The organism is Achromobacter veterisilvae (genome assembly GCF_900496975.1).
Taxonomy (GTDB): domain Bacteria; phylum Pseudomonadota; class Gammaproteobacteria; order Burkholderiales; family Burkholderiaceae_B; genus Achromobacter; species Achromobacter veterisilvae.
The window spans coordinates 183,496-203,448 of record NZ_UFQC01000002.1 but is presented as its reverse complement, the minus strand read 5'-3'; the positions used below and the strand labels follow the sequence as shown (position 1 = coordinate 203,448).

Sequence of the window (19,953 nt, the reverse complement as noted above, 5' to 3'; positions counted from 1 at the left end):
TTGGGTCTTCCTAGTGGGCGTTCAGGTCGATCGAGGGATAGTAGGGTTTCAGCGCCGCCCGCAGGGCGGAGGCCTCGGGCGTGGTCCAGCGGCCCAGCACGTAGCCGTCCGGACGCATCAGGTAGACGGTGCCGGCGTCGCCGCCAAACCGCTGGCGCAATTGTCCGTGGGTGTCGCGCAGGCCGCCTTCGCCCGCGTCGACGCGCAGCACGCGCAGAGGATGGGGGGCGCCCTGGGTGGACGCGGCCAATGCATCCAGTTCCGCCGCCTGCGCGGCGTCGGGCGAGAACGCCAGCGCCACGAAGCCGGCGCCGAAGTATTCGCTGAGATGGCGCGGCGTTTCGCCGTCGTGCAGCAGCGCTTCGGGGGCGGGCTGGCCAGGCGCGGCGTCTCCGGCCCGCGGCGCCCGGTCTTCCAGGTTCAGCGGCGAGGTGTCGTACGAGATGGGCGCGGACTGCCGCGGATTGATGAGCGACCGGACGGAATCGTCCACCAGCGACAGGCGCAGCGCCGCTTCGCGCATCAGGCGAAAGCCGTAGTCCGGCGGGGCCATGAACTCGGTGCTCTTCGCGCCATAGGCCAGGTTCTGCCGGGTGGCGTGGACGCGTTCGACGCTGTAGCTGTCCAGCAGGCCGTCGGGCGCCTGGCCCTTCAGCACCCACGCCAGCTTCCAGGCCAGGTTGCCGGCGTCGTCCAGCCCCGAGTTCAGGCCGCGCACGCCGAAGATCGGCACCAGGTGGCCCGCGTCTCCCGCGAACAGGACGCGGCCGTGGCGGTAGCTGTCCAATGTCAGGCACTTGGCGTTGTAGATGGAGATCCACAGCGGTTTCCAGGGCGCCGTCTCGCCGATCATGTCCAGGTGGCTCTGGACGCGCGGCAGCACGTTTTCCGGCTTGACGGCTTCCTCGGGGTCTTCATCGTCCCGGATCTGGTAGTCCACGCGCCAGACGTTGCCGGGCTGCCGGTGCATGAGCAGGGTGGAGCCGGGGTTGGACGGGGGATCGAACCAGGCCAGGCGTTCCACCGGGCGCTGCGATTCCTGCTCGATGTCGACGATGACGTAGCGCCCTTCGTACTGCATGCCTTCGAGCTTCAGGCCCATCGCTTCGCGCACGGTGCTGCGGCCGCCGTCGCAGGCGATCAGCCAGTCGGCGCGCACGGTCTGGCGCTGGCCTTCGGCGTCCACCTCGACGGTCACGCCGTCGGCATCGGTCCGCAGGCCCGCGACGCGGGCCGACCAGCGCAGCGAGGCCAGTTCCGGGTGCCGCTGCATGGCCTGGTGGGCATATTCCTCGACCGAGTACTGCTGGATGTTGACCATGGGCGCATAGCGCTGCAGAGGGTCGTGCGGCATCTCGAAATGCAGCACTTCGCGGTCGCGGTAGTAGCTGCGTCCGCCGGTCCAGGCCAGGCCGGTGGCCATGAGGGGGCGGTCCGCGCCGGCCCAGCCCATGATTTCCTGCGACCGCCGCGAAATGCAGATAGCGCGGCTGCCGCTGCAATAGTCGTCGTCCGCCTCCAGGGTCAGCGAGGCGATGCCGTATTCGGCGAGCAGGGCGGCCAGCATCAGGCCGACGGGACCGCCGCCGGCGATCAGGACGGGAACGTGAGAGGGGAGGGCCATGTGTTGTCTCCGCAGTTTGGTTGTTTGCGCAACTATATGTCCGATTGGTTGTGTGCGCAACTACTTTCGACGGGCAAAAAAAACCCGCCACGGCGGGCGGGTCTGGCGGGCGGCGCGGGCCGGTCAGTTGCGCACGTAATAGATGCGCATCGCGTGCTGCTTCTGAGCGCCGTCCATGACGCGCAGCACCACGACCTTGGGCGTGAAGCCGTCGGGCAACTGCAACTGGCCGATCGCGTAGTCGTAGCGGTCCACATTCAGGGTGGGCCCTTCGGGCGTGACGGTGGCGGCGCGGCCATTGGGGTAGCTGCCGTCGATGGAGAAGGTGAGGGTGCCCTTGAACGGCGCGCCCTGGCGGTCTTCGCGCATGACCAGGACCTGGAAGTCCAGTTGGCCCGGCACGCGCTTGAAGGTGGCCGAACGGATGCCCAGGTTGCCGCCGCGCGGGTCGGCGGGCATGGCGTCCTGGAACAGCACCAGTTCCTTGTTCAGGGTGTCGATCTTGCTGCGGGCCTCGGCCAGGTCGCTGGTCAGCTTTTCGTGGCCGGACTTGTTGGCGTCGCGCTGCTGCGTGGCTTCCTCGAGCTGGCTTTGCAGGCGCTGGCGTTCGAGGTTGGACGCGCTGAGCTCGGTGTGCAGTTGTTCGGATTGCTCGACGGTCAGCCGCTGCGGACCGTAGTTGGTCTGGAGGAAGAGCACGCCGCCCGCGCCAAGAGCAATGCCCACCAGCAGCAGGACCAGCCAGCGCGGCATGCGGCGCGTGCGTTGGCCCGGCTGGTATACGGAGGGCTTGAACACGGCCCGTTGCGATCTTCCGAACATCCCCATTTCCTAGAAAACTTCCTGTATGTGTAGGCTTGTCCGCGCGCTGCGCGCGGGTCAAAGCGTCAGAGAATACCCCGTTAGCCGGGGGGCTTGGGTGCGCGGACAAGCCTGGTTGCGCACGTTGATATTGTGAAATATGTGGACATCAACGGGCCGGGCCGCCAAGCTCGGCGTCCAGGCCGGCCAGCCGCTGCGGCGTGCCGACATCCGTCCATCGGCCCGCGTGGCGCGCGCCGCGCGCGAGGTCCCGGGCCATGGCCTGCCTGAGCAAGGGCGCCAGCGGCGCCGCCGTGCCCCGGACGACGTCCGCGAATAACGAGGGATGGTAGACGCCGATACCGGCGAAGGTCAAACGGGGTTCGCCCTGGGCATGGACGCGGCCGTCCGCCGCCAGATGGAAATCGCCCGCCGGATGCTGGGCCGGGTTGTCCACCAGCAGCAGCCAGGCGCCGCCTTCCGGCAGGTCCCGCGCAAGGCCGAAGGCCAAGGCCGGATCCCAGTCGCACCAGACGTCGCCGTTGATCACCAGGAAAGGCGCGCCGCCCAGCAGGGGCAGGGCCTGGGCGATGCCGCCGGCGGTTTCCAGGGCGGCCGCCTCGGCCGAATAGCGGATCCGCACGCCGTATTCGCGGCCGTCGCCCAGCGCCCGCTCGATTTCGTGGCCGAGCCAGGCGTGGTTGATGACGATGTCGCGGATGCCGGCCGCGGCCAGCCGTTGCAGATGCCAGACGATCAGCGGCTTGCCGCCCACGGACAGCAGCGGCTTGGGCAGGCGATCCGTCAGCGGGCGCATGCGCTCGCCGCGGCCCGCCGCAAGGATCATGGCCCGCATCAGAACGTATACCCGACGGAGACTTCGCGGTTGTCCAGCTTGTCCAGCAGGCGCAGCAGCGGAGTGAAGACGCCGTAGCGCTGGGCCACCTGGCGGACGTAGCCGTTCACGCGCGGCATGTGGGCCAGGTAGTGCGCCTTGCCGTCGCGGTGATTGAGCCGCGCGAAGACGCCCATGATGCGCAGGTTGCGCTGCAGCCCCATCCATTCGTAGGCGCGATGGAATTCCGCGAAGTCGGCGTCCACGGGCAGGCCGGCGGCGCGCGCCATCTCCCAGTAGCGGATGGCCCAGTCCAGTTGCTGGGGTTCTTCCCAGGTGGTGCGGGCGTCGGTGACGAGCGAGGCCAGGTCGTAGGTGATGGGGCCGGCCAGCGCGTCCTGGAAGTCGATGACCCCGGGGTTGGGGCCATATTGCGGCTGGTCGCAGACCATGAGGTTGGGCGAGTGGAAATCGCGGTGGACCAGCACCCGGGCCTGGCCGCCGTTGCTGGCCGAGAGCAGCGCGAAGATCTTGTCCAGGGCGTTCGCGGTCTTGTCATCCAGCGCGACGCCATGGTGTTTCCCCACATACCACTCGGGAAACAGTTTCAGCTCGTCGGCCAGCCGGGCCGTGTCGTAGGTGCCCAGCCCGGCGGTGGATGCCTGCTGCAGCCGGATCAGCGCGGCGAGGGCATCGCGGTACAGCGCCTGGAGCTGGCCGTCCGAAAGCCCGGCCTGGATGCGCTGGTAATAGGTCTGTTCGCCCAGGTCGGTCAGGAGCAGCAGGCCCAGATCCAGGTTCTTTTCCAGTACGGCGGGCACGTTGAGGCCGGCGTCCGCCAGCAGTTGGCCCACCTGCAGGAACGGGCGCGAGTCTTCGTGCGCCGGAGGGGCGTCCATGACTATCAGGCTGCGTTCGCCCGCGTCCAGCCTGAAATAGCGCCGGAAACTGGCGTCGGCGGACGCCGGGCGCAGCGTGTCCACGGCGAGGTTCAGGGCGGCGGGCAGGCTGCCCAGCCAGGCGCGGATCTGGTCCAGGCGGGGGTCGTGATCGATTTTCAAGGAAGATCCGTGTCAGAAAGGCAAGATTGCTGAAAATTGTGTCGTCCGCACTTAAGGCTGGGCCGATGGCGCGGCTTCTCTATAATACCGGCTCGTTTCCGTTAGCATTGGCCCTTCGCGGGTGCCGGTGTCGGGTTTCCCCATCGTCGAAAAGGGCTGTTTTCACTCGTGCGCAAGGTTCGGTGGTTGATCCTCTCTGCTGTCAGCGTGGCCGCCGGAGCCGTCCAGGCTCAAGGCAGCCAGGGCACCGCTCCCGCAGCATCGTCGGCCACGGCGGCGCCGGTGCTGCGCACATCGCCGGGCCTGCGGGTGCACCGCCTGCCCGACGACAACATTCCCGCCTTCATGGAGGCGGACTCGATCGAGGGCGATCCCGATTCCGACCTGACCCTGACCGGCAACGCCCAGGTGCGCCGCATCGACGGCGTGATCAAGGGTGACCGCATCAATTACCGCAAGGACACGGGCGAGGTCGACGTCCAGGGCAGCGCCCGCATGATGCGCGACGGCACCCTGGTGACGGGGCCGAACGCCAAGTTCAACGTGGACAAGTATTCGGGCGAGGTCGAGAAGCCCAATTTCTGGATGGGCGCGACGGGCGGCTTCGCCGTCGCCGAACACGCGGACATCTTCAGCAAGTCGCAGATGCGGCTGCACACGGTGACTTACAGCGGCTGCTCCTGCGAGACGCCGTCCTGGTACATCAAGGCCAATACCGTCGACATCGATTTCGACGAGAACGAAGGCGTGGCGCGCAATGGCGTGCTGTATTTCAAGGACGTCCCGATCCTGGCCTCGCCCTACATGACCTTTCCGGTCAAGAAGGAACGCAAGTCGGGCTTCCTGATGCCGACCTACGGCACGACCAGCCAGGGCGGCATCGACATTTCGCTGCCGTACTACCTGAACCTGGCGCCCAACTACGACATGACGGTGCAGCCGCGCTACTTCTCCAAGCGCGGCCTGCAATTGGGCGGGGAGTTCCGCTACCTGGGGTCGACGTACGCGGGCACCTTGAATGGCACCTACCTGCCCGACGATCATGTCACGGGCGAGGACCGCTGGATGTACTGGTGGCGCCACCAGCAGCGACTGTCCCATGGCTTCTACGCCGACTGGGACGTCGCGAAGGTCTCGGACGACGACTACTTCCGCGATATTTCCCAACTGGGCCTGAACCAGGCTTCCACGACCTACCTGCCGCAGCGCGCGCGGGTCGGCTGGAGCTCCAAATACTGGAGCGCCTATGCCCAGGTCTACAAGTACCAGACGCTGCAGGATCCCGACGCGCCGCTGGTGCCGCCGTACGACAAGGTCCCCGAACTGTACCTGCGCGGCGCGCGCTACGATTGGGGCGGCTTCGACGTGGACTGGACCTCCACCGCCGTGCGTTTCAGCATTCCCACGGTAGGTGGGGCGCGGCAGGGGCCGCAGGGGGACCGACTCCAGAGCTACCCGACGGTCTCCTATCCGATCGTGAGGCCGGGCTGGTTCCTCGTGCCGAAGGCGGGCGTGAACTACACGCAATACCAGACCGACTGGTACGGCCGCGACTGGCTGAGCCTTAACTCCGGGGCCGCCGCGGGCACCTCGGCGGGTTATCCCCGTTCCCAGTCGCGCACCGTGCCGATCATGTCGCTGGACACCGGGCTGATCTTCGAACGCGATACCTCGCTGTTCGGCAAGGCGTCCATCCAGACCCTGGAACCGCGCCTGTACTACCTGTACGTGCCGTACCGCGACCAGTCCAAGATGCCCGTCTACGATACGTCGCTGGCGGACTTCAGCTTTTCGCAGGCCTTCGAGGAAAACATCTATACCGGCGGCTGGGACCGGATTTCCAATGCCAACCAGCTCACGGCGGCGCTGACCTCGCGCTGGCTGGACGCCAATACCGGTTTCGAGCGCATGTCGCTGGCCGTGGCCCAGCGGCTGTATTTCGCGGACCAGAAGGTCACGCTGCCCGGCGAGACGCCGCGCGAGAACGTGCGCTCCGACTTCCTGGTGGGCGCCAGCGCGGCCCTGACCGACTCGCTCACCACCGAGGTCGCGGCGCAATACAATCCGTACGACAGCAACTGGTCGCGCGGCCTGGTGAGCGCGCGCTGGTCGCCCCAGCGCCTGACCACCGTGGCCCTCTCCTATCGCTACCAGCGCGATCCCCAGCCGGGCGTTTCGTACCAGCCCCAGGGACAGAACCAGGTCAGCCTGGCGGTCCAATGGCCGTTCAGCAAGCGCTGGTACGGCGTGGGCCGGGTGGACTATTCCTTGCGCTCCGGTTCCTCCAGCACGATCGCCAACACGACGGAAGAACCGCGCGTGACGCAGGCCATCGCCGGCCTGGAGTACAAAGGAGATTGCTGCTGGGTCGGCCGGGTGGTCTACCAGCGCTATGCCGTTTCGGCGGCCGACACCAATTCCGCGGTGTTCCTGCAGCTTGAGCTGACCGGTCTGGGCTCCCTGGGAACCGACCCGATGAACCTGCTGAACAGAAGTATCCCCGGCTACTCGCGCATCACGCCGCCTGTGCCTACCGGGACCACATTTGAAAGGTATGAATAATGCGTAGGTTGCACTCTTTGCGCCGCCTCTCCGGCAATGCGTTGCTGCTGGCCGTGTGCGCCGGCTTGCCCGCCGCGTATGCGGCCGAGCAGAACGGCAAGGGCTCGAACAATGGCGCCAAGGCCGCTTCCGCGCAGAACGGCGCGAAGGCCCCGTCCGCGCAGAAGAACGCCGCCCCGGCTCCCCAGGGCGAGCAGTTCGTCGACGGGATCGCCGCGGTCGTCGACAAGGACGTGATCACGCTGCGCGAGCTGCGCGACGCGTCCCAGCGCATCGCGGGCGAGCTGAAGTCCCGCGGCATCCAGGTGCCCGACGACCAGACCTTGCAGCACCAGGTGCTGCAGCGCCTGATCATGGAGCGCGTGCAGCGCCACGAGGCGGACCGCATGGGCATCCGCGTGGAAGATGCGCAGGTCGACCAGGCCATCCAGACCATCGCCGGCCGCAACAAGATCAGCGTGGACCAGTTGCGCCAGGAACTCGAGAAATCGGGCACCACCTGGGACGCCTACCGCAAGTCGCTGCGCGACGAGATCCGCACGGATCGCCTGCGCCAGCGCGCGGTGGATTCCACCATTGTCATTTCCGACGCCGAGGTCGACGCTTTCCTGAAGGACCAGCGGCGCAATCCGGCGTTCGGCGCCGAGCCGGCGCCCCAGCCGCAGCCCCAGGCCCGGCCGGAACCCGCGCCCGAGCAGGCCGCCGCGCCAGCGGGCCCGATGCTTTATGCCCTGGCCCAGATCCTGGTGCGCGTGCCCGAGGGCTCGTCGCCCGAACAACTGGCCGCGCTGCGCAAGAAGGCCGAAGGCCTGCTGGCCCAAGCCAAGCGCGGCGACGATTTCGCCAGCCTGGCCGCCGCCGCCTCGGACGGCCCCGAAGCCTTGCAAGGCGGCGTCATGGGCGTGCGCCCGCTCGACGGCTGGCCCGACCTGTTCGTGAAGGCCGTCGGCGGCCTGCAGAAAGGGCAGGTCAGCAGCCTGATCCAGAGCGGCAACGGTTTCCACATCATCAAGGTGATGGACCGCGGTTCCGCCCAGCCCGCGCCCAGCCGCACGGCCCGCGCGCCGGCACCGGCACCGGCGCCGCAACCCGCCGCGCGTCCGCAGCAGGCGCAGCAGGGGCCGGTGGAAGTCGTGCAGACCCGCGCGCGCCACATCCTGATCAAGACCTCCACCGTCATGAGCGACGATCTGGCGCGGCAGCGCCTGGAGCAGGTCCGCCAGCGGCTGGTGAGCGGCGGCGCCAAGTTCGAAGACATGGCGCGCCAGTACTCGCAGGACGCCACGGCCCCGCAGGGCGGCGAACTGGGATGGCTGAACCCCGGCGAAACCGTGCCGCCGTTCGAGGCCGCCATGAACGCGCTGCAGCCGGGCGAGATCAGCCAACCGGTCCAGTCGCCTTTCGGTTGGCACCTGATCCAGGTTGAAGAGCGCCGCCAGCACGACGCCTCCGACGACGTGGCCCGCATGAAGGCCCGCCAGGTGCTGTTCGAGCGCCGCGCCCAGCCGGCGTTCGAAGACTGGCTGGACCAGTTGCGCGCGCAGGCGTATGTCGACAACCGCCTGGAAAAGCAGCAGAAGATCCAGCAGAACAACCGCTAAACGCATTACGGGCTTTACATGTCTCAACACCAGGCGCGCAAGCGCTTCGGCCAGAACTTCCTGACCGACGAGAGCGTCGTCGAGTCCATCGTCAGGGCGGTTGCTCCCGCCCGCGGCGATGCCGTGGTCGAGATCGGGCCGGGCCTGTCCGCGCTGACCCGGCCGCTGCTTGACCGCCTGGATCACCTGACCGCGGTCGAGATCGACCGCGACCTGGCCGCCCGCCTGCGCAAGCAGTTCGAGGAAAGCCGCCTGACCGTGGTCGAGGCGGACGCGCTGACGGTGGATTTTTCCCAGTTCGGCAGCGCATTGCGGATCGTGGGCAATCTGCCCTACAACATTTCCAGCCCCCTGCTGTTCCACCTCATGACGTGGGCCGAGCATGTCCGCGACCAGCACTTCATGCTGCAGCGGGAGGTGATCGACCGCATGGTGGCCCAGCCGGGCTCGGGCGAATTCAGCCGCCTCTCGGTGATGCTGCAATCGCGCTATCGCATGCACAAGCTGTTCGACGTGCCGCCCGAGGCCTTCGACCCGCCGCCCAAGGTGGTGTCGGCGATCGTGCGCATGGTGCCCTTGCCGGCCGAACGCCTGCGTCCGGCCAGCGAGCGCGCGTTCGAGACCGTCGTGGCGCGCGCGTTTTCGCAGCGCCGCAAGATGTTGCGTCGGGTGCTGGCCGACTGGGCCGCGCACGTGCCCTGGGAAGCCCTGGACATCCCGCCCACCGCTCGCGCCGAGGATATTTCGGTGGACCGGTACATCCGCCTGTCCGACGCGCTGGTCGAAGCCGGCGTGTTGCAGCGGGGCTAGGCAAGAAAACCGCGCAAGCGGTTTTTTTTATCGTTACAGCATGCGTTTCTGCGCCGCCATCCACAGTTGCATGACGTCGCGGGCGCGTTCGCTCAGCAATTTCTCGGCGTCCGCCAGCGCCTGTTGCAGGGTGATGGGGCCGGGCGCCAGGCTGAACGCGGCGCTGATGCCGCCCGCGTGCAGCGCTTCATAGCCTTCTCCGAGCGAACCGGCCAACGCCACGACGGGCACGCCCGCCCGCTGCGCGATCTTCGCGACGCCGGCGGGCGTCTTGCCCCGCAGCGTCTGCGCGTCCATGCGGCCTTCGCCCGTGAACACCAGCGCGGCGCCTTCGACCGCTTCGGCCAGGCCGCCCAGTTCCGCCACGATTTCGACGCCGGGCCGGAAGCGGGCGTTCAGGAACGCCTTCGCCGCGAAGCCCAGCCCGCCGGCCGCGCCCGCGCCGGGCTCGTGGCGATGGTCCGCCGCCAGGTGCCGCGCGCACACGTCGGCGAAATTCGCCAGCATCCGGTCCAGGTCCCGCACCTGTTCGGGCGTGGCGCCTTTTTGCGGGCCGAACACGTGCGACGCGCCTTGCGGGCCGCACAGCGGATTGTCCACGTCCGACGCGACGTCGATGCGGAGATCCGCCAGGCGCGGATCCAGGCCGCGGGTGTCGATGCTGGCCAATTTGCCGAGCGCGCCGCCGCCCGGCGGCAGGCTGCGGCCTTCCGCGTCGAGCAGGCGCACGCCCAGGGCCGTCAGCATGCCGGCGCCGGCGTCGTTGGTGGCCGATCCGCCCAGGCCCAGGATGATGCGCGTGGCGCCCGCGTTGACGGCGGCCAGCATCAGTTCGCCCACGCCGTGGCTGCTGGCGCGCATCGGGTCGCGCCTGGCGGGCGTGATCAGTTCCAGGCCCGCCGCCGCGGCCATTTCGATCACCGCCGTGCCGTCTTCCAGCAGGCCCCACGTCGCGTCGACCTTATAGCCCAGCGCGTCGTTCACCGCCAGTTGCCGCGCCTTGCCGCCGGTGGCCGCGAGCACGGCCTCGACCGTGCCTTCGCCGCCGTCGGCCATCGGAATGCACACCGTATGGGCGCCGGGAAAAGCGGCCTTGACGCCGCGTGCAATGGCCGCGGCCGCGTCGGGCGCGGAAACGCTTTCTTTGAACGAGTCGGGAGCGATGACGATTTTCACGGATTCGAACGGGCTGGTTTTGGGGTTGGCGTGACGCCCATGATACCCGCCTGTACGCAGGCGGCGTACCATAACGCTTCCGTTGTTTTTGCGAGAGTGGACCGCCATGCCCGTATTGCGCCGCACCAAAATTGTCGCCACCCTGGGACCCTCGACTTCGACGCCCGAACGCATCGAAGCGATGATCCGCGCGGGCCTGGACGTCGCCCGCCTGAACTTCTCGCACGGCAGCGCGGACGACCACCGCGAGCGCGCCCGCCTGGTGCGAGAAATCGCCGCGAAGCAAGGTCGTTTCGTGGCCATCATGGGCGATCTGCAGGGGCCCAAGATCCGCATCGCGCGCTTTACCGACAAGCAGGTCCAGTTGCAGGCCGGGCAGCCCTTCACCCTGTCGCGCGCTTATCCCAAAGAGGCCGGCACGGCCAGCATCGTGGGCATCGATTACCCCGAGCTGGTGCAGGACTGCCGCGTCGGCGACGAACTGCTGCTCGATGACGGCCGAGTGGTGCTGGTGGTGGACCGCGTCGAGGGCGACGAGGTCCACACCACGGTGACCGTGGGCGGCCCGCTGTCGAACAACAAGGGCATCAACCGGCGCGGCGGCGGCTTGTCCGCGCCCAGCCTGACCGACAAGGACCGCGTCGACATCAAGCTGGCCGCGGAAATGGAACTGGACTATGTGGCGGTGTCGTTCCCGCGCTATGGCAGCGACATCGACGAGGCGCGCACGCTGCTGGCGGCGGCCGGCAGCCAGGCGTGGATCATCGCCAAGATCGAGCGCGCCGAGGCCGTGGCCGACGACGAGGCGCTGGACGCCCTGATCCGGGCGAGCGATGGCGTGATGGTCGCGCGCGGCGACCTGGGCGTGGAAGTGGGCGACGCCGAGCTGGTGGGCATCCAGAAACGCATCATCCAGCACGCGCGCACCTTGAACAAGGTCGTCATCACCGCGACCCAGATGATGGAGTCGATGATTTCCAGCCCCATGCCGACGCGGGCCGAAGTGTCCGACGTGGCCAACGCGGTGCTGGACTACACCGACGCCGTCATGCTGTCGGCGGAAAGCGCGTCCGGGCAGTACCCGGTCGAAACCGTGCAAGCCATGGCGCGCGTGTGCCTGGGCGCGGAAAAGCATCCGACCTCGACCGTTTCCCATCATCGAATGGGCGAGACCTTCACGCGCTGCGACGAGACCATCGCGCTGGCCGCCATGTACGCGGCCAACCATTTCCCCGGCGTAAAGGCGATCATCTCGCTGACGGAAAGCGGCCATACGCCGCTGATCATGTCGCGCATCCGCTCGGGCGTGCCGATCTACTGCTACAGCCCGCACAGCCTCACGCAGAACCGGGTGGCGATGTTCCGCGGCGTCTATACCATTCCGTTCGCGCCGTCGGACTACGAGCCCGCCGACCTGAGCAATGCCGCCATCGACGAATTGCGCCGCCGCAGCCTGGTCCAGACCGGGGACTGGGTGATCCTGACCAAGGGCGATTTCTACCGCGACAGCGGCGGCACCAACGGCATGAAGATCCTGCTGGTGGATTGAGCGCGCGGCACCCGGGAGGCCTTCCCGGCCGCGCGGGCTTCAGCCGAAGAACCAGTAGCACACGCCGATGGCCGCCAGCACGCCGGCCAGGTCGGCGATCAGCGCGCAGCCCACGGCGTGGCGCGCGCGCAGGATCCCCACCGATCCGAAATACACCGCCAGCACGTAGAACGTGGTCTCGGTGCTGCCCTGGACGACGGCCGACAGCAGCGCCGGGAAACTGTCCACGCCGAAGTGCGTCATCGTCTCCAGCATCATGGCGCGCGCCGCGCTGCCCGAGAACGGCTTGACCAGGGCGGTGGGCAGGGCGTCCACGAAACGCGTGTCCCAGCCCGCGTGCTGGGCCATCCAGCGGATGCCGTCCAGCAGGAAGTCCAGCGCGCCGGACGCGCGCAGCACGCCCACCGCGCACAGCATGGCCACCAGGTATGGCAGCAGGCTCTTGGCGATGTCGAAGCCTTCCTTGGCGCCTTCGATGAAGGCTTCGTAGACCGGCACTTTCTTCCAGGCGCCGGCGATCAGGAACGCCAGCAGGATGCCGAACAGGGCCAGGTTGCCCATCAGCGACGACAGCGAGGCGATGGCGGCGGCCGACATGCCCGCCAGCAGCGCCATGAACCCGCCCATGAGCAGCGCGGCGCCGCCCAGCCACAGCATGACGACCGGGTCGGCCAGCCGCAGGCGCTGGCAGGCCGCCACCGCCAGGAAACCCGCCAGGGTCGACGCGCTGGTGGCCAGCAGGATGGGCAGGAACACAAGGGTGGGATCCGGCGCGCCCTGCTGGGCCCGGAACATGAACAGGGTGACCGGCAGCAAGGTCAGCGACGAGGCGTTCAGCACCAGGAAGAGGATCTGCGCGTTGGTGGCGGTCTCGGGCGTGGGGTTCAGGGATTGCAGTTCGCGCATGGCGCGCAGCCCGATCGGCGTGGCGGCATTGTCCAGCCCCAGGCCGTTGGCGGCGAAGTTCAGCGTGATCAGGCCGATGGCGGGATGGTTGCGAGGCACTTCGGGCATCAGGCGCGCGAACAGCGGGCCCAGCATCCGCGCAAGCCATTCCACCAGGCCGGCGCCTTCGGCGATGCGCAGAAAGCCCAGCCACAAGGTCAGCGTGCCGAACAGCAGCACCATCACTTCCACGGACACGCGCGCCATGTCGAACAGGCTGGCCACCATCAGGCGGAACACTTCGGGATCGCCGACGGCCAGCCAGCGGTACAGCGCGGCCGCCGCCGCGGTGAGGAAGAAGCCCAGCCAGAGTTTGTTCAGCATGCGGAAATTGCCCGGGTAGCGATTCGGTGCGCGCCAGCGCGACGCCGCCCATTGTCGCATCCCGGCAAGCCGCAGCTTGGCCCGCGGCCGCCAATTCTGGTACTTTGGCCCCAGGGAAATAACACATAACAGTGAGAGATACTCATGGATTTCAATGCCTGGCGCCGGCGCCGCATCTCGGAACCCGCGTACCGCTGGGCGCGCAACGCGCTGCCGGCCATGTCGGCGACCGAGCGCGAAGCCATCGAGGCCGGCGACACCTGGTGGGACGCCGACCTGTTCACCGGCAATCCCGATTGGCGCAAGCTGCTGGACGTGCCCGCCGCCGCGCTGACGCCGGACGAGCAGCGCTTCATCGACGGCCCCGTGGCCCGGCTGTGCGCCATGCTGGACGAATGGGACATCACCTGGAACCGGCGCGACCTGCCGCCCGGGGTCTGGGCCTTCCTGAAGGCCGAGCGCTTCTTCGGCATGATCATTCCGAAGCGCCATGGCGGCCTGGGGTTCTCGCCCTACGCGCATTCCGAAGTGGTGCGCCGCATTTCGGCCTATTCCATTACGGCGGGCGTGACGGTCATGGTGCCCAACTCGCTGGGCCCCGGCGAACTGCTGATGCAGTTCGGCACGCCCGCCCAGCGCGACTACTGGCTGCCGCGGCTGGCGGACGGCCGCGAAGTGCCGTGCTTCGGCCTCACCAGCCCCGAGGCGGGCTCGGACGCGGCGTCCATGGTGGACACGGGCGTCGTCTGCCGGCAAGTGGTGGACGGCCGCGAGCTCATCGGGATCCGCCTGAACTGGCACAAGCGCTACATCACGCTGGGGCCCGTCGCCACGGTGCTGGGCCTGGCGTTCAAGATGTCGGACCCGGACGGCATCCTGGGCGGCCCCAAGGACATCGGCATTTCGGTCGCGCTGGTGCCGACCGAGGCGCCCGGCGTCGAGATCGGCCGCCGCCACCTTCCGGCCATGCAGGTCTTCCAGAACGGCCCCAACCGGGGGCGCGACGTGTTCGTGCCGCTGGACGCGCTGATCGGCGGCGCCGAGCGCGCCGGCCACGGCTGGCAGATGCTGATGAGCGCGCTGGCGGCGGGCCGGGGCATTTCCCTGCCGTCGCTGTCGGCCGCCGCCGCGGTGATGTGCGCGCACACCACCGGCATGTACGCGCGCGTGCGCGAACAGTTCGGCATCCCCGTCGGCAAGTTCGAAGGCGTGCAGGAGCGGCTTGCCAACCTGGCGGGCAATGCCTATCTGGTGGAGGCCGCCAGGCGCCTGACCTGCGCCGCGCTGAACCAGGGCGTGAAGCCGGCGGTGGTGTCGGGCATCATGAAGTACCACGCCACCGAACGCATGCGCGGCTCCGTCAACGACGCGATGGACATCCACGCGGGGCGCGCGGTCATCGACGGCCCCAGCAATTACCTGGGCGCGCTGTACCGCGCCGTGCCCATCGCCATCACGGTCGAAGGCGCCAACATCCTGACGCGCAACCTGATCATCTTCGGGCAGGGCGCGATCCGCGCCCATCCCTACCTGATGCCGGAAATCCTGGCGCTCGGCAATCCCGACGAAGAGCGCGGCATCGCCGTGTTCCACGACGTGTTCTGGCGGCACCTGCGCCACACGGGGATCAACGCCCTGCGCGCCATCGGCCGCGCCTGGACCGGCGGGGTGCTGGCGCCCGCGCCGGCGTCAGGCCCCACGGCCGGGCATTACCGGCGGCTGGGCCGCTATGCGTCGGGTTTCGCCTTGCTGGCGGACGCGACGCTGGCGCAATTGGGCGGCGGCCTGAAGCGGCGCGAGATGATCTCGGCGCGGCTGGGGGACATCCTGTCGGAACTGTACCTGCAGTCCGCGGTGCTCAAGCGCTGGGAGGACGAAGGCCGCAAGCACGATGACCTGCCCCTGGTGCACTGGTGCCTGGAACAGGGCTATGCCAGCATCGAGAAAAGCATGGACCAGGTGCTGCGCAACCTGCCGGGCCGCGTGCTGTCCTGGGGCCTGCGCGCGGCCATCCTGCCGCTGCGCCTGGCCCGGGGGCCGAGCGACGCCCTGACCCGGGAATGCGCGGAGCTGCTGCTCAAGCCGTCGCCCACGCACGCGCGGCTGGCCGCCGATCTGCACCGGGAGCCCGGCGGCCCCCATTCCGGCGGCGATCCGGTGGGCCTGCTGACCCGCGCGTTCGCGCTTGCGGACGCGGTTCAGCCGCTGCGCGACCGCCTGCGCCAATCGGGCGTGCGCGATTGGCGCGAGGCACACCGGCGCGGTGCGATCACCGACGCGCAGGCGGCGCAGTTCGAGGAGGAGAAACCATCGTGTCGCAAGTCCTGCAGGTGGACGATTTCGCGCCCGAGGACTTGTCCCCGTCGGCCGCGCAAACGGGCGCGGCGGATGAGGGAGGGGGCGCCTAGCCGGGGGCGCCTCAGCCGGGGGCGCCTGGCCGGGACGCCTAATCGTCCTGGTTGGGGTCCATGTCCGGAAACAGGATCTCGGTGAAGCCGAACTTCGAGAAATCCTGGATGCGGGACGGATAGAGGCGGCCGATCAGGTGGTCGCACTCGTGCTGCACCACGCGAGCGTGGAAGCCTTCGGCTTCCCGCTCGATGAGCTGGCCATAGGGGTCGCGCCCGCTATAGCGGATATGGCGGTAGCGCGGCACCATGCCGCGCAGGCCCGGCACCGACAGGCAGCCTTCCCAGCCGTCCTCCATCTCGTCCGACAGCGGCGTGATGACGGGGTTGCACAGGATCGTCTGCGGCACGGGCGGCGCGTCGGGATAGCGTTCGTTGCGGTCGAAGCCGAAGATCACCAGTTGCAGGTCCATGCCGATCTGCGGCGCGGCCAGGCCCACCCCTTGGGCGGCGGCCATCGTTTCGAACATGTCGTCGATCAGCGCGTGCAGTTCGGGCGTGTCGAAGCGCTCCACGGGCGCGGCCACGCGCAGCAGCCGGGGATCGCCCATTTTGAGGATGGGATGGATCATGGGAGTTCCTTGCTTGTTTGCCAGTGTTCAGTGCATCAGTGTCTGACACCCTTGCGGGATGCCAGGCAAGCTTGAAGCAGCCGGTCCGGGTGTCAGACACCGGCGCAGTGCATCAGTGTCTGACACCCTTACGGGACGCCAGGCAAGCTTGAAGCAGCCGGGCCGGGTGTCAGACACCTGCGCAGTGCATCAGTGTCTGACACCCTTACGGGATACCAGGCAAGCTTGAAGCGGCCGGCCCGGGTGTCAGACACCTGCGCAGTGCATCAGTGTCTGACACCCTTACGGGAGACCAGGCAAGCTTGAAGCAGCCGGCCCGGGTGTCTGACACCTGCGGCGCCGTTCAAACTTGGCTGGGTGTCAGACACACAAGGTGTCAGACACCAGAGTATTTAGTCTTCACGTCCTTTCTTTTCGATGAATTCAATCTTATAGCCATCCGGGTCTTCGACGAAGGCGATGACGGTCTTGCCGTGCTTCATCGGGCCGGCCTCGCGGGTGACCTTGCCGCCTTTTTCCTTGACCTTGTCACAGGCTTCGTAGGCGTTGTCCACTTCCAGGGCGATGTGGCCGTAGCCGGTGCCCAGGTCGTACTTTTCCGTGTCCCAGTTGTGGGTGAGTTCGATGACGGCGCCTTCGGACTCGTCCTGGTAGCCCACGAAGGCCAGCGTGAACTTGCCGTCGGGGTAGTCCTTGCGGCGCAGGACGCGCATGCCGAGCACGTTGGTGTAGAAGTCGATGGACTTGTCGAGGTTGCCGACTCGCAGCATGGTGTGGAGCATACGCATGGATGTCTTCCTTAAGCGGTGAGGGGGAGCGGGAAGAACCCGCCGCTCGCGGCGGATTCCCGGGAGATGCCGATGTCGCCCAGCGCGGCGCCCATGGCGTCGACCGCCAGGCGCATCCGGTCCGGGCCGAAGGCGCCGATGCAGCCGACCCGGAACGTGGGCTGTTCGGTGTTGTAGAAGTTGCTGAGCACGTAGCCGCGGCGCTTGAGCGCATCGACGAACAATTGCAGGTTCCAGGTCGGCGCGTCCGGGGCCAGGACGTTGACGACGATGGGGCCTTGCAGGGCGGGCGGCAGGTACGGGGTCAGGCCCAGGGCGCCGATGCCGTCGTACAGCGCGCGCATGTTCGCCGTGTAGCGCGCCAGACGGGCCTCGCGGCCTTCTTCATGATACAGGTCCAGCGCCACGGCCAGCGCGGCCAGCGTGGGCGCGGGCGGGGTGAAGCGCGGGCCGGCGTTGGGCTGCAGGGTGTGCTGGTAGATGTCGGCCAGGTCCAGCGACCAACTGCCGGCATTGCCGCGCGCGGCTTCCAGGCTGTCGCGCCGGGCCACGACGAACGCGGCGCCGGGCAGGCCTTCCAGGCACTTGTTGGCGGTCAGCACCACGGCGTCCACGGCGGGCAGGCCGCGCAGGTCCAGGGGTAGCGCGCCGAAGGCGGACACCGCGTCGACGATGACGCGGCGGCCCAGCGCGTGGGCGATGCGCGCCAGTTCCGGCACGTCGTGGCAGATCCCGCTGCCGGTTTCGCTGTAGACCAGCGCCAGGTGCGTCAGCGTGGGATCCTGTTCCAGCGCCGCGGCGACCGCCAGCGGGTTCACGCGTTCGGCCGGGCCCACGGCCAGGGGCACCGCGATCCGGCCCGCGTCGCCCGCCAGTTTCTGCAGGCGGGCGGCGTAGGCGCCGGTGGAGGGCGCCAGCAGCCTGCCGCCCTGCGGGACAAAGGTGCGGATCGCGGCTTCCACCGCAAAATGGCCGCAGCCGGGCAGCGCCAGCGCGGCGTGTTCGTCGGGCGAGGCCTGCGCAACGCGCAGCACGCCGTCGCAGACCTGCCGGTAGGTCTGGCGGAAATCGTTGTCCCAGGGCGCGTAGTCCTGCGCCATGGCGGCTTTCACCCGCGCGTCGGTCGTGACCGGGCCCGGAATCAGCAGCAACATTTCAAGGCTCCTTGTGTGGGAACAGGACAAGCACCCCTCTTCAAGCCGCCTCAGAACTGGGGCAGGGAAGCGGGGTCGTGACGCCGCAGGATGTTCTTGGCGTCTTCGAAGCCGGGCAGTATCTGCCCCACTTCGCGCCAGAAGTCCTGACTGTGGTTCATTTCGCGCAGATGGGCAAGCTCGTGGGCGATGACGTAGTCGATGATGGCGGGCGCGAAATGGATCAGGCGCCAGTTCAGCATGATGTTGCCGTCGCTGGTGCAGGACCCCCAGCGCGTGGCGGCGGACGACAGGCGCCAGCGCTGGATCTTCAGCCCGCTGATCTGCAGGAAGTGCGCGAGGCGGGCGCCGAACCAGGCGCCGGCGCGCTGCTGCAGCCAGGCCTGGGCGGAATCGCGGATGCGGCCCTGGTCCGCCGAGGACGGCAGCGCCAGCCACAGCGTGTCGCCGTCCTGGGGCGCTTCGGCGTCGCCGGACAGATAGGCCTGGCGGCTGTCGCCGCTCACGCCGATCACGATGCGCTTGCCCAGGTAGGGCAGTTCGCCGCCCGGCTGCCAGCGCGTGTGCGCCATGGCCAGTTGTTGCTTGCGGGCATGCCATTCACGCAGCTTGGCCAGGATCCAGCGGGATTTTTCGCGCACGGCGTCGTCGATCTGCGCCAGCGTGACCCAATTGGGGGCCGTGACGCGCAAGCCGTCGTCCGTCACCACGAAACCGATGCTGCGGCGGCGCGAGCGCAGCAGCACGAAGCCGATGGGCTGCTGCTCGGTCGGGACCTCGCGCCAGCGCGCGCCGGGCGGCAGCGGATCGGGGCAGGGCGTGGGGACGCGCGACGAGGCGTTGGGCGAGAGCGTCAGCAGCGGTTCGCCCGCGGGGGCGGAGGCGGGCGGGGCGCCGGGGTAGAGGGGCTTGGGGGGCGTAGGCTGAAGCGGGGCCGGCCTGGGCGTGGCGGCCAGCGGCGGCGCGCCCGCGGGCGCGCCGTTTGGCTGTACGTCGAACAGGAGTTCGAGCTGATCAGGGCTGGACATACCTTTCAGGATTGAGACGCCGCATTTCCCCTTCGATCCAGTCCTGAACCTTCTGGTTCAGTTCATCGGGGGAGAGTCCCTTGGATTCTATCGCGGGACCGATGGACAGGGTGACGAGGCCCGGATATTTCACGAAGGCGTTGCGCCGCCAGCACTCGCCGGCGTTATGCGCCACGGGAATGACGACGGCGCCGGTGCGGGACGCCAGCAGCGCGCCGCCCATCTTGTAGCGGGCGACCTTGCCCGGCGCGACCCGGGTGCCTTCCGGAAACAGCAGGGGCCAGCGGCCTTCGTCCAGGCGGGTCTGGCCTTGCTTGACCACCTGTTCGAAAGCGTCGCGCCCTTTCGCGCGGTCGATCGCGATCATGCGCAGCAGCGCCAGGCCCCATCCGAAGAACGGCACCATGTGCAGTTCCTTCTTGTAGACGAAGCAGACTTCGCGGGGCATGTAGGCCGGGAAGAACAGCGTTTCCCAGGCCGACTGGTGCTTGGACAGCAGCACGGCCGGGCCGTCGGGCAGGTTTTCCCAGCCCTTGACCTGCCAGCGGATGCCGCAGAAGACCTTGGCGCCCCAGATGGCCAGGCGCGGCCAGCCCACGGTGAGCCGGTAGCGCCAATGCAGCGGCAGCGGCGCCCACAGGATGCAGGCGAAGGCGTAGGGGATGACCGTGACGGCCAGGAACAGGAAGTACAGCAGCGAGCGTAGCCGGGCCAT

The 19,953-nt window shown here is 68.4% G+C and carries 15 protein-coding genes and 1 pseudogene; 5 read left to right on the top strand and 11 right to left on the bottom strand.

The window, feature by feature from the left end; all coding sequences use genetic code 11:
• Positions 1 to 10 precede the first annotated feature (10 nt).
• The 4 genes from AVE30378_RS02580 to AVE30378_RS02565 form a co-directional block, all read right to left on the bottom strand.
• Positions 11 to 1,639 (bottom strand): FAD-dependent oxidoreductase, encoded by a 1,629-nt coding sequence (locus AVE30378_RS02580; RefSeq protein ID WP_279636173.1) that lies wholly within the window; start codon positions 1,637 to 1,639, stop codon positions 11 to 13.
• 108 nt (positions 1,640 to 1,747) lie between these two features.
• Positions 1,748 to 2,446 carry a DUF6776 family protein gene (locus AVE30378_RS02575; RefSeq protein ID WP_129239207.1) on the bottom strand — a complete coding sequence of 233 codons (699 nt, stop codon included), beginning with the start codon at positions 2,444 to 2,446 and terminating at the stop codon, positions 1,748 to 1,750.
• Positions 2,447 to 2,594: 148 nt separating this feature from the next.
• Entirely contained in the window at positions 2,595 to 3,281 is a 687-nt protein-coding gene (gene murU / locus AVE30378_RS02570; protein ID WP_129239206.1) for an N-acetylmuramate alpha-1-phosphate uridylyltransferase MurU, read from the bottom strand.
• Positions 3,281 to 4,321, bottom strand: coding sequence for an aminoglycoside phosphotransferase family protein (locus tag AVE30378_RS02565; RefSeq protein ID WP_129239205.1), 1,041 nt, complete (start codon positions 4,319 to 4,321; stop codon positions 3,281 to 3,283). Before AVE30378_RS02565 ends, murU begins: the two co-directional genes overlap by 1 nt.
• 168 nt (positions 4,322 to 4,489) lie before the next feature.
• On the opposite strand from AVE30378_RS02565, the gene AVE30378_RS02560 reads away from it, so the two are divergent.
• Genes AVE30378_RS02560 through rsmA form a run of 3 tightly spaced genes read left to right on the top strand, consistent with a single transcriptional unit; the run spans position 4,490 to position 9,294 of the window.
• Positions 4,490 to 6,883, top strand: a complete 2,394-nt coding sequence (locus AVE30378_RS02560) for an LPS-assembly protein LptD (protein WP_129239204.1) — start codon at positions 4,490 to 4,492, stop codon at positions 6,881 to 6,883.
• The gene (locus AVE30378_RS02555) at positions 6,880 to 8,484 is read left to right on the top strand and encodes a peptidylprolyl isomerase (RefSeq protein ID WP_129239203.1); all 1,605 of its coding nucleotides are present in this window, start codon (positions 6,880 to 6,882) and stop codon (positions 8,482 to 8,484) included. Before AVE30378_RS02560 ends, AVE30378_RS02555 begins: the two co-directional genes overlap by 4 nt.
• Positions 8,485 to 8,502: 18 nt before the next feature.
• The gene (gene rsmA / locus AVE30378_RS02550; protein ID WP_129239202.1) at positions 8,503 to 9,294 is read left to right on the top strand and encodes a 16S rRNA (adenine(1518)-N(6)/adenine(1519)-N(6))-dimethyltransferase RsmA; all 792 of its coding nucleotides are present in this window, start codon (positions 8,503 to 8,505) and stop codon (positions 9,292 to 9,294) included.
• 33 nt (positions 9,295 to 9,327) lie between these two features.
• On the opposite strand, the gene AVE30378_RS02545 is transcribed toward rsmA, so the two are convergent.
• Complete coding sequence (locus tag AVE30378_RS02545) at positions 9,328 to 10,470, bottom strand: glycerate kinase (protein WP_129239201.1); 1,143 nt, start codon at positions 10,468 to 10,470, stop codon at positions 9,328 to 9,330.
• A 106-nt stretch (positions 10,471 to 10,576) separates the two neighbouring features.
• Here AVE30378_RS02545 and pyk point away from each other — a divergent pair, with 106 nt between their 5' ends.
• The gene (pyk, locus tag AVE30378_RS02540; RefSeq protein ID WP_129239200.1) at positions 10,577 to 12,019 is read left to right on the top strand and encodes a pyruvate kinase; all 1,443 of its coding nucleotides are present in this window, start codon (positions 10,577 to 10,579) and stop codon (positions 12,017 to 12,019) included.
• Positions 12,020 to 12,058: 39 nt separating this feature from the next.
• Here the strand turns inward: pyk and AVE30378_RS02535 are convergent, their stop codons facing one another.
• Positions 12,059 to 13,288 carry a nucleoside recognition domain-containing protein gene (locus AVE30378_RS02535; protein ID WP_129239199.1) on the bottom strand — a complete coding sequence of 410 codons (1,230 nt, stop codon included), beginning with the start codon at positions 13,286 to 13,288 and terminating at the stop codon, positions 12,059 to 12,061.
• Positions 13,289 to 13,432: 144 nt separating this feature from the next.
• Here AVE30378_RS02535 and AVE30378_RS02530 point away from each other — a divergent pair.
• A pseudogene (locus AVE30378_RS02530) lies at positions 13,433 to 15,696 on the top strand (acyl-CoA dehydrogenase).
• Positions 15,697 to 15,734: 38 nt separating this feature from the next.
• Here AVE30378_RS02530 and def read toward each other — a convergent pair.
• From def to AVE30378_RS02505, 5 genes are all read right to left on the bottom strand, one after another.
• Positions 15,735 to 16,268 (bottom strand): peptide deformylase, encoded by a 534-nt coding sequence (gene def, locus AVE30378_RS02525; RefSeq protein WP_129239198.1) that lies wholly within the window; start codon positions 16,266 to 16,268, stop codon positions 15,735 to 15,737.
• A gap of 392 nt (positions 16,269 to 16,660) precedes the next feature.
• On the bottom strand, positions 16,661 to 17,056 hold the full coding sequence (gene gloA / locus AVE30378_RS02520; protein ID WP_129239197.1) for a lactoylglutathione lyase: 396 nt from the start codon (positions 17,054 to 17,056) through the stop codon (positions 16,661 to 16,663).
• An 11-nt stretch (positions 17,057 to 17,067) separates the two neighbouring features.
• A complete protein-coding gene (locus tag AVE30378_RS02515; protein ID WP_129239196.1) occupies positions 17,068 to 18,210 on the bottom strand; it encodes a 2-aminoethylphosphonate--pyruvate transaminase in 1,143 nt (380 codons plus the stop codon).
• 50 nt (positions 18,211 to 18,260) lie between these two features.
• Positions 18,261 to 19,238, bottom strand: coding sequence for a M48 family metallopeptidase (locus AVE30378_RS02510; protein WP_129239195.1), 978 nt, complete (start codon positions 19,236 to 19,238; stop codon positions 18,261 to 18,263).
• Complete coding sequence (locus AVE30378_RS02505) at positions 19,225 to 19,953, bottom strand: lysophospholipid acyltransferase family protein (protein WP_129239194.1); 729 nt, start codon at positions 19,951 to 19,953, stop codon at positions 19,225 to 19,227. The genes AVE30378_RS02510 and AVE30378_RS02505 overlap by 14 nt, the downstream gene beginning before the upstream one ends.

Bases quoted from the DNA above. Each gene is read 5' to 3' on its own strand.
- AVE30378_RS02575 (WP_129239207.1), bottom strand. From the start codon at position 2,446: ATGTTCGGAAGATCGCAACGGGCCGTGTTCAAGCCCTCCGTATACCAG.
- gloA (WP_129239197.1), bottom strand. From the start codon at position 17,056: ATGCGTATGCTCCACACCATGCTGCGAGTCGGCAACCTCGACAAGTCC.
- AVE30378_RS02510 (WP_129239195.1), bottom strand. From the start codon at position 19,238: ATGTCCAGCCCTGATCAGCTCGAACTCCTGTTCGACGTACAGCCAAAC.
- murU (WP_129239206.1), bottom strand. From the start codon at position 3,281: ATGCGGGCCATGATCCTTGCGGCGGGCCGCGGCGAGCGCATGCGCCCG.
- AVE30378_RS02515 (WP_129239196.1), bottom strand. From the start codon at position 18,210: ATGTTGCTGCTGATTCCGGGCCCGGTCACGACCGACGCGCGGGTGAAA.
- def (WP_129239198.1), bottom strand. From the start codon at position 16,268: ATGATCCATCCCATCCTCAAAATGGGCGATCCCCGGCTGCTGCGCGTG.
- AVE30378_RS02505 (WP_129239194.1), bottom strand. From the start codon at position 19,953: ATGGCCCGGCTACGCTCGCTGCTGTACTTCCTGTTCCTGGCCGTCACG.
- rsmA (WP_129239202.1), top strand. From the start codon at position 8,503: ATGTCTCAACACCAGGCGCGCAAGCGCTTCGGCCAGAACTTCCTGACC.
- AVE30378_RS02535 (WP_129239199.1), bottom strand. From the start codon at position 13,288: ATGCTGAACAAACTCTGGCTGGGCTTCTTCCTCACCGCGGCGGCGGCC.
- pyk (WP_129239200.1), top strand. From the start codon at position 10,577: ATGCCCGTATTGCGCCGCACCAAAATTGTCGCCACCCTGGGACCCTCG.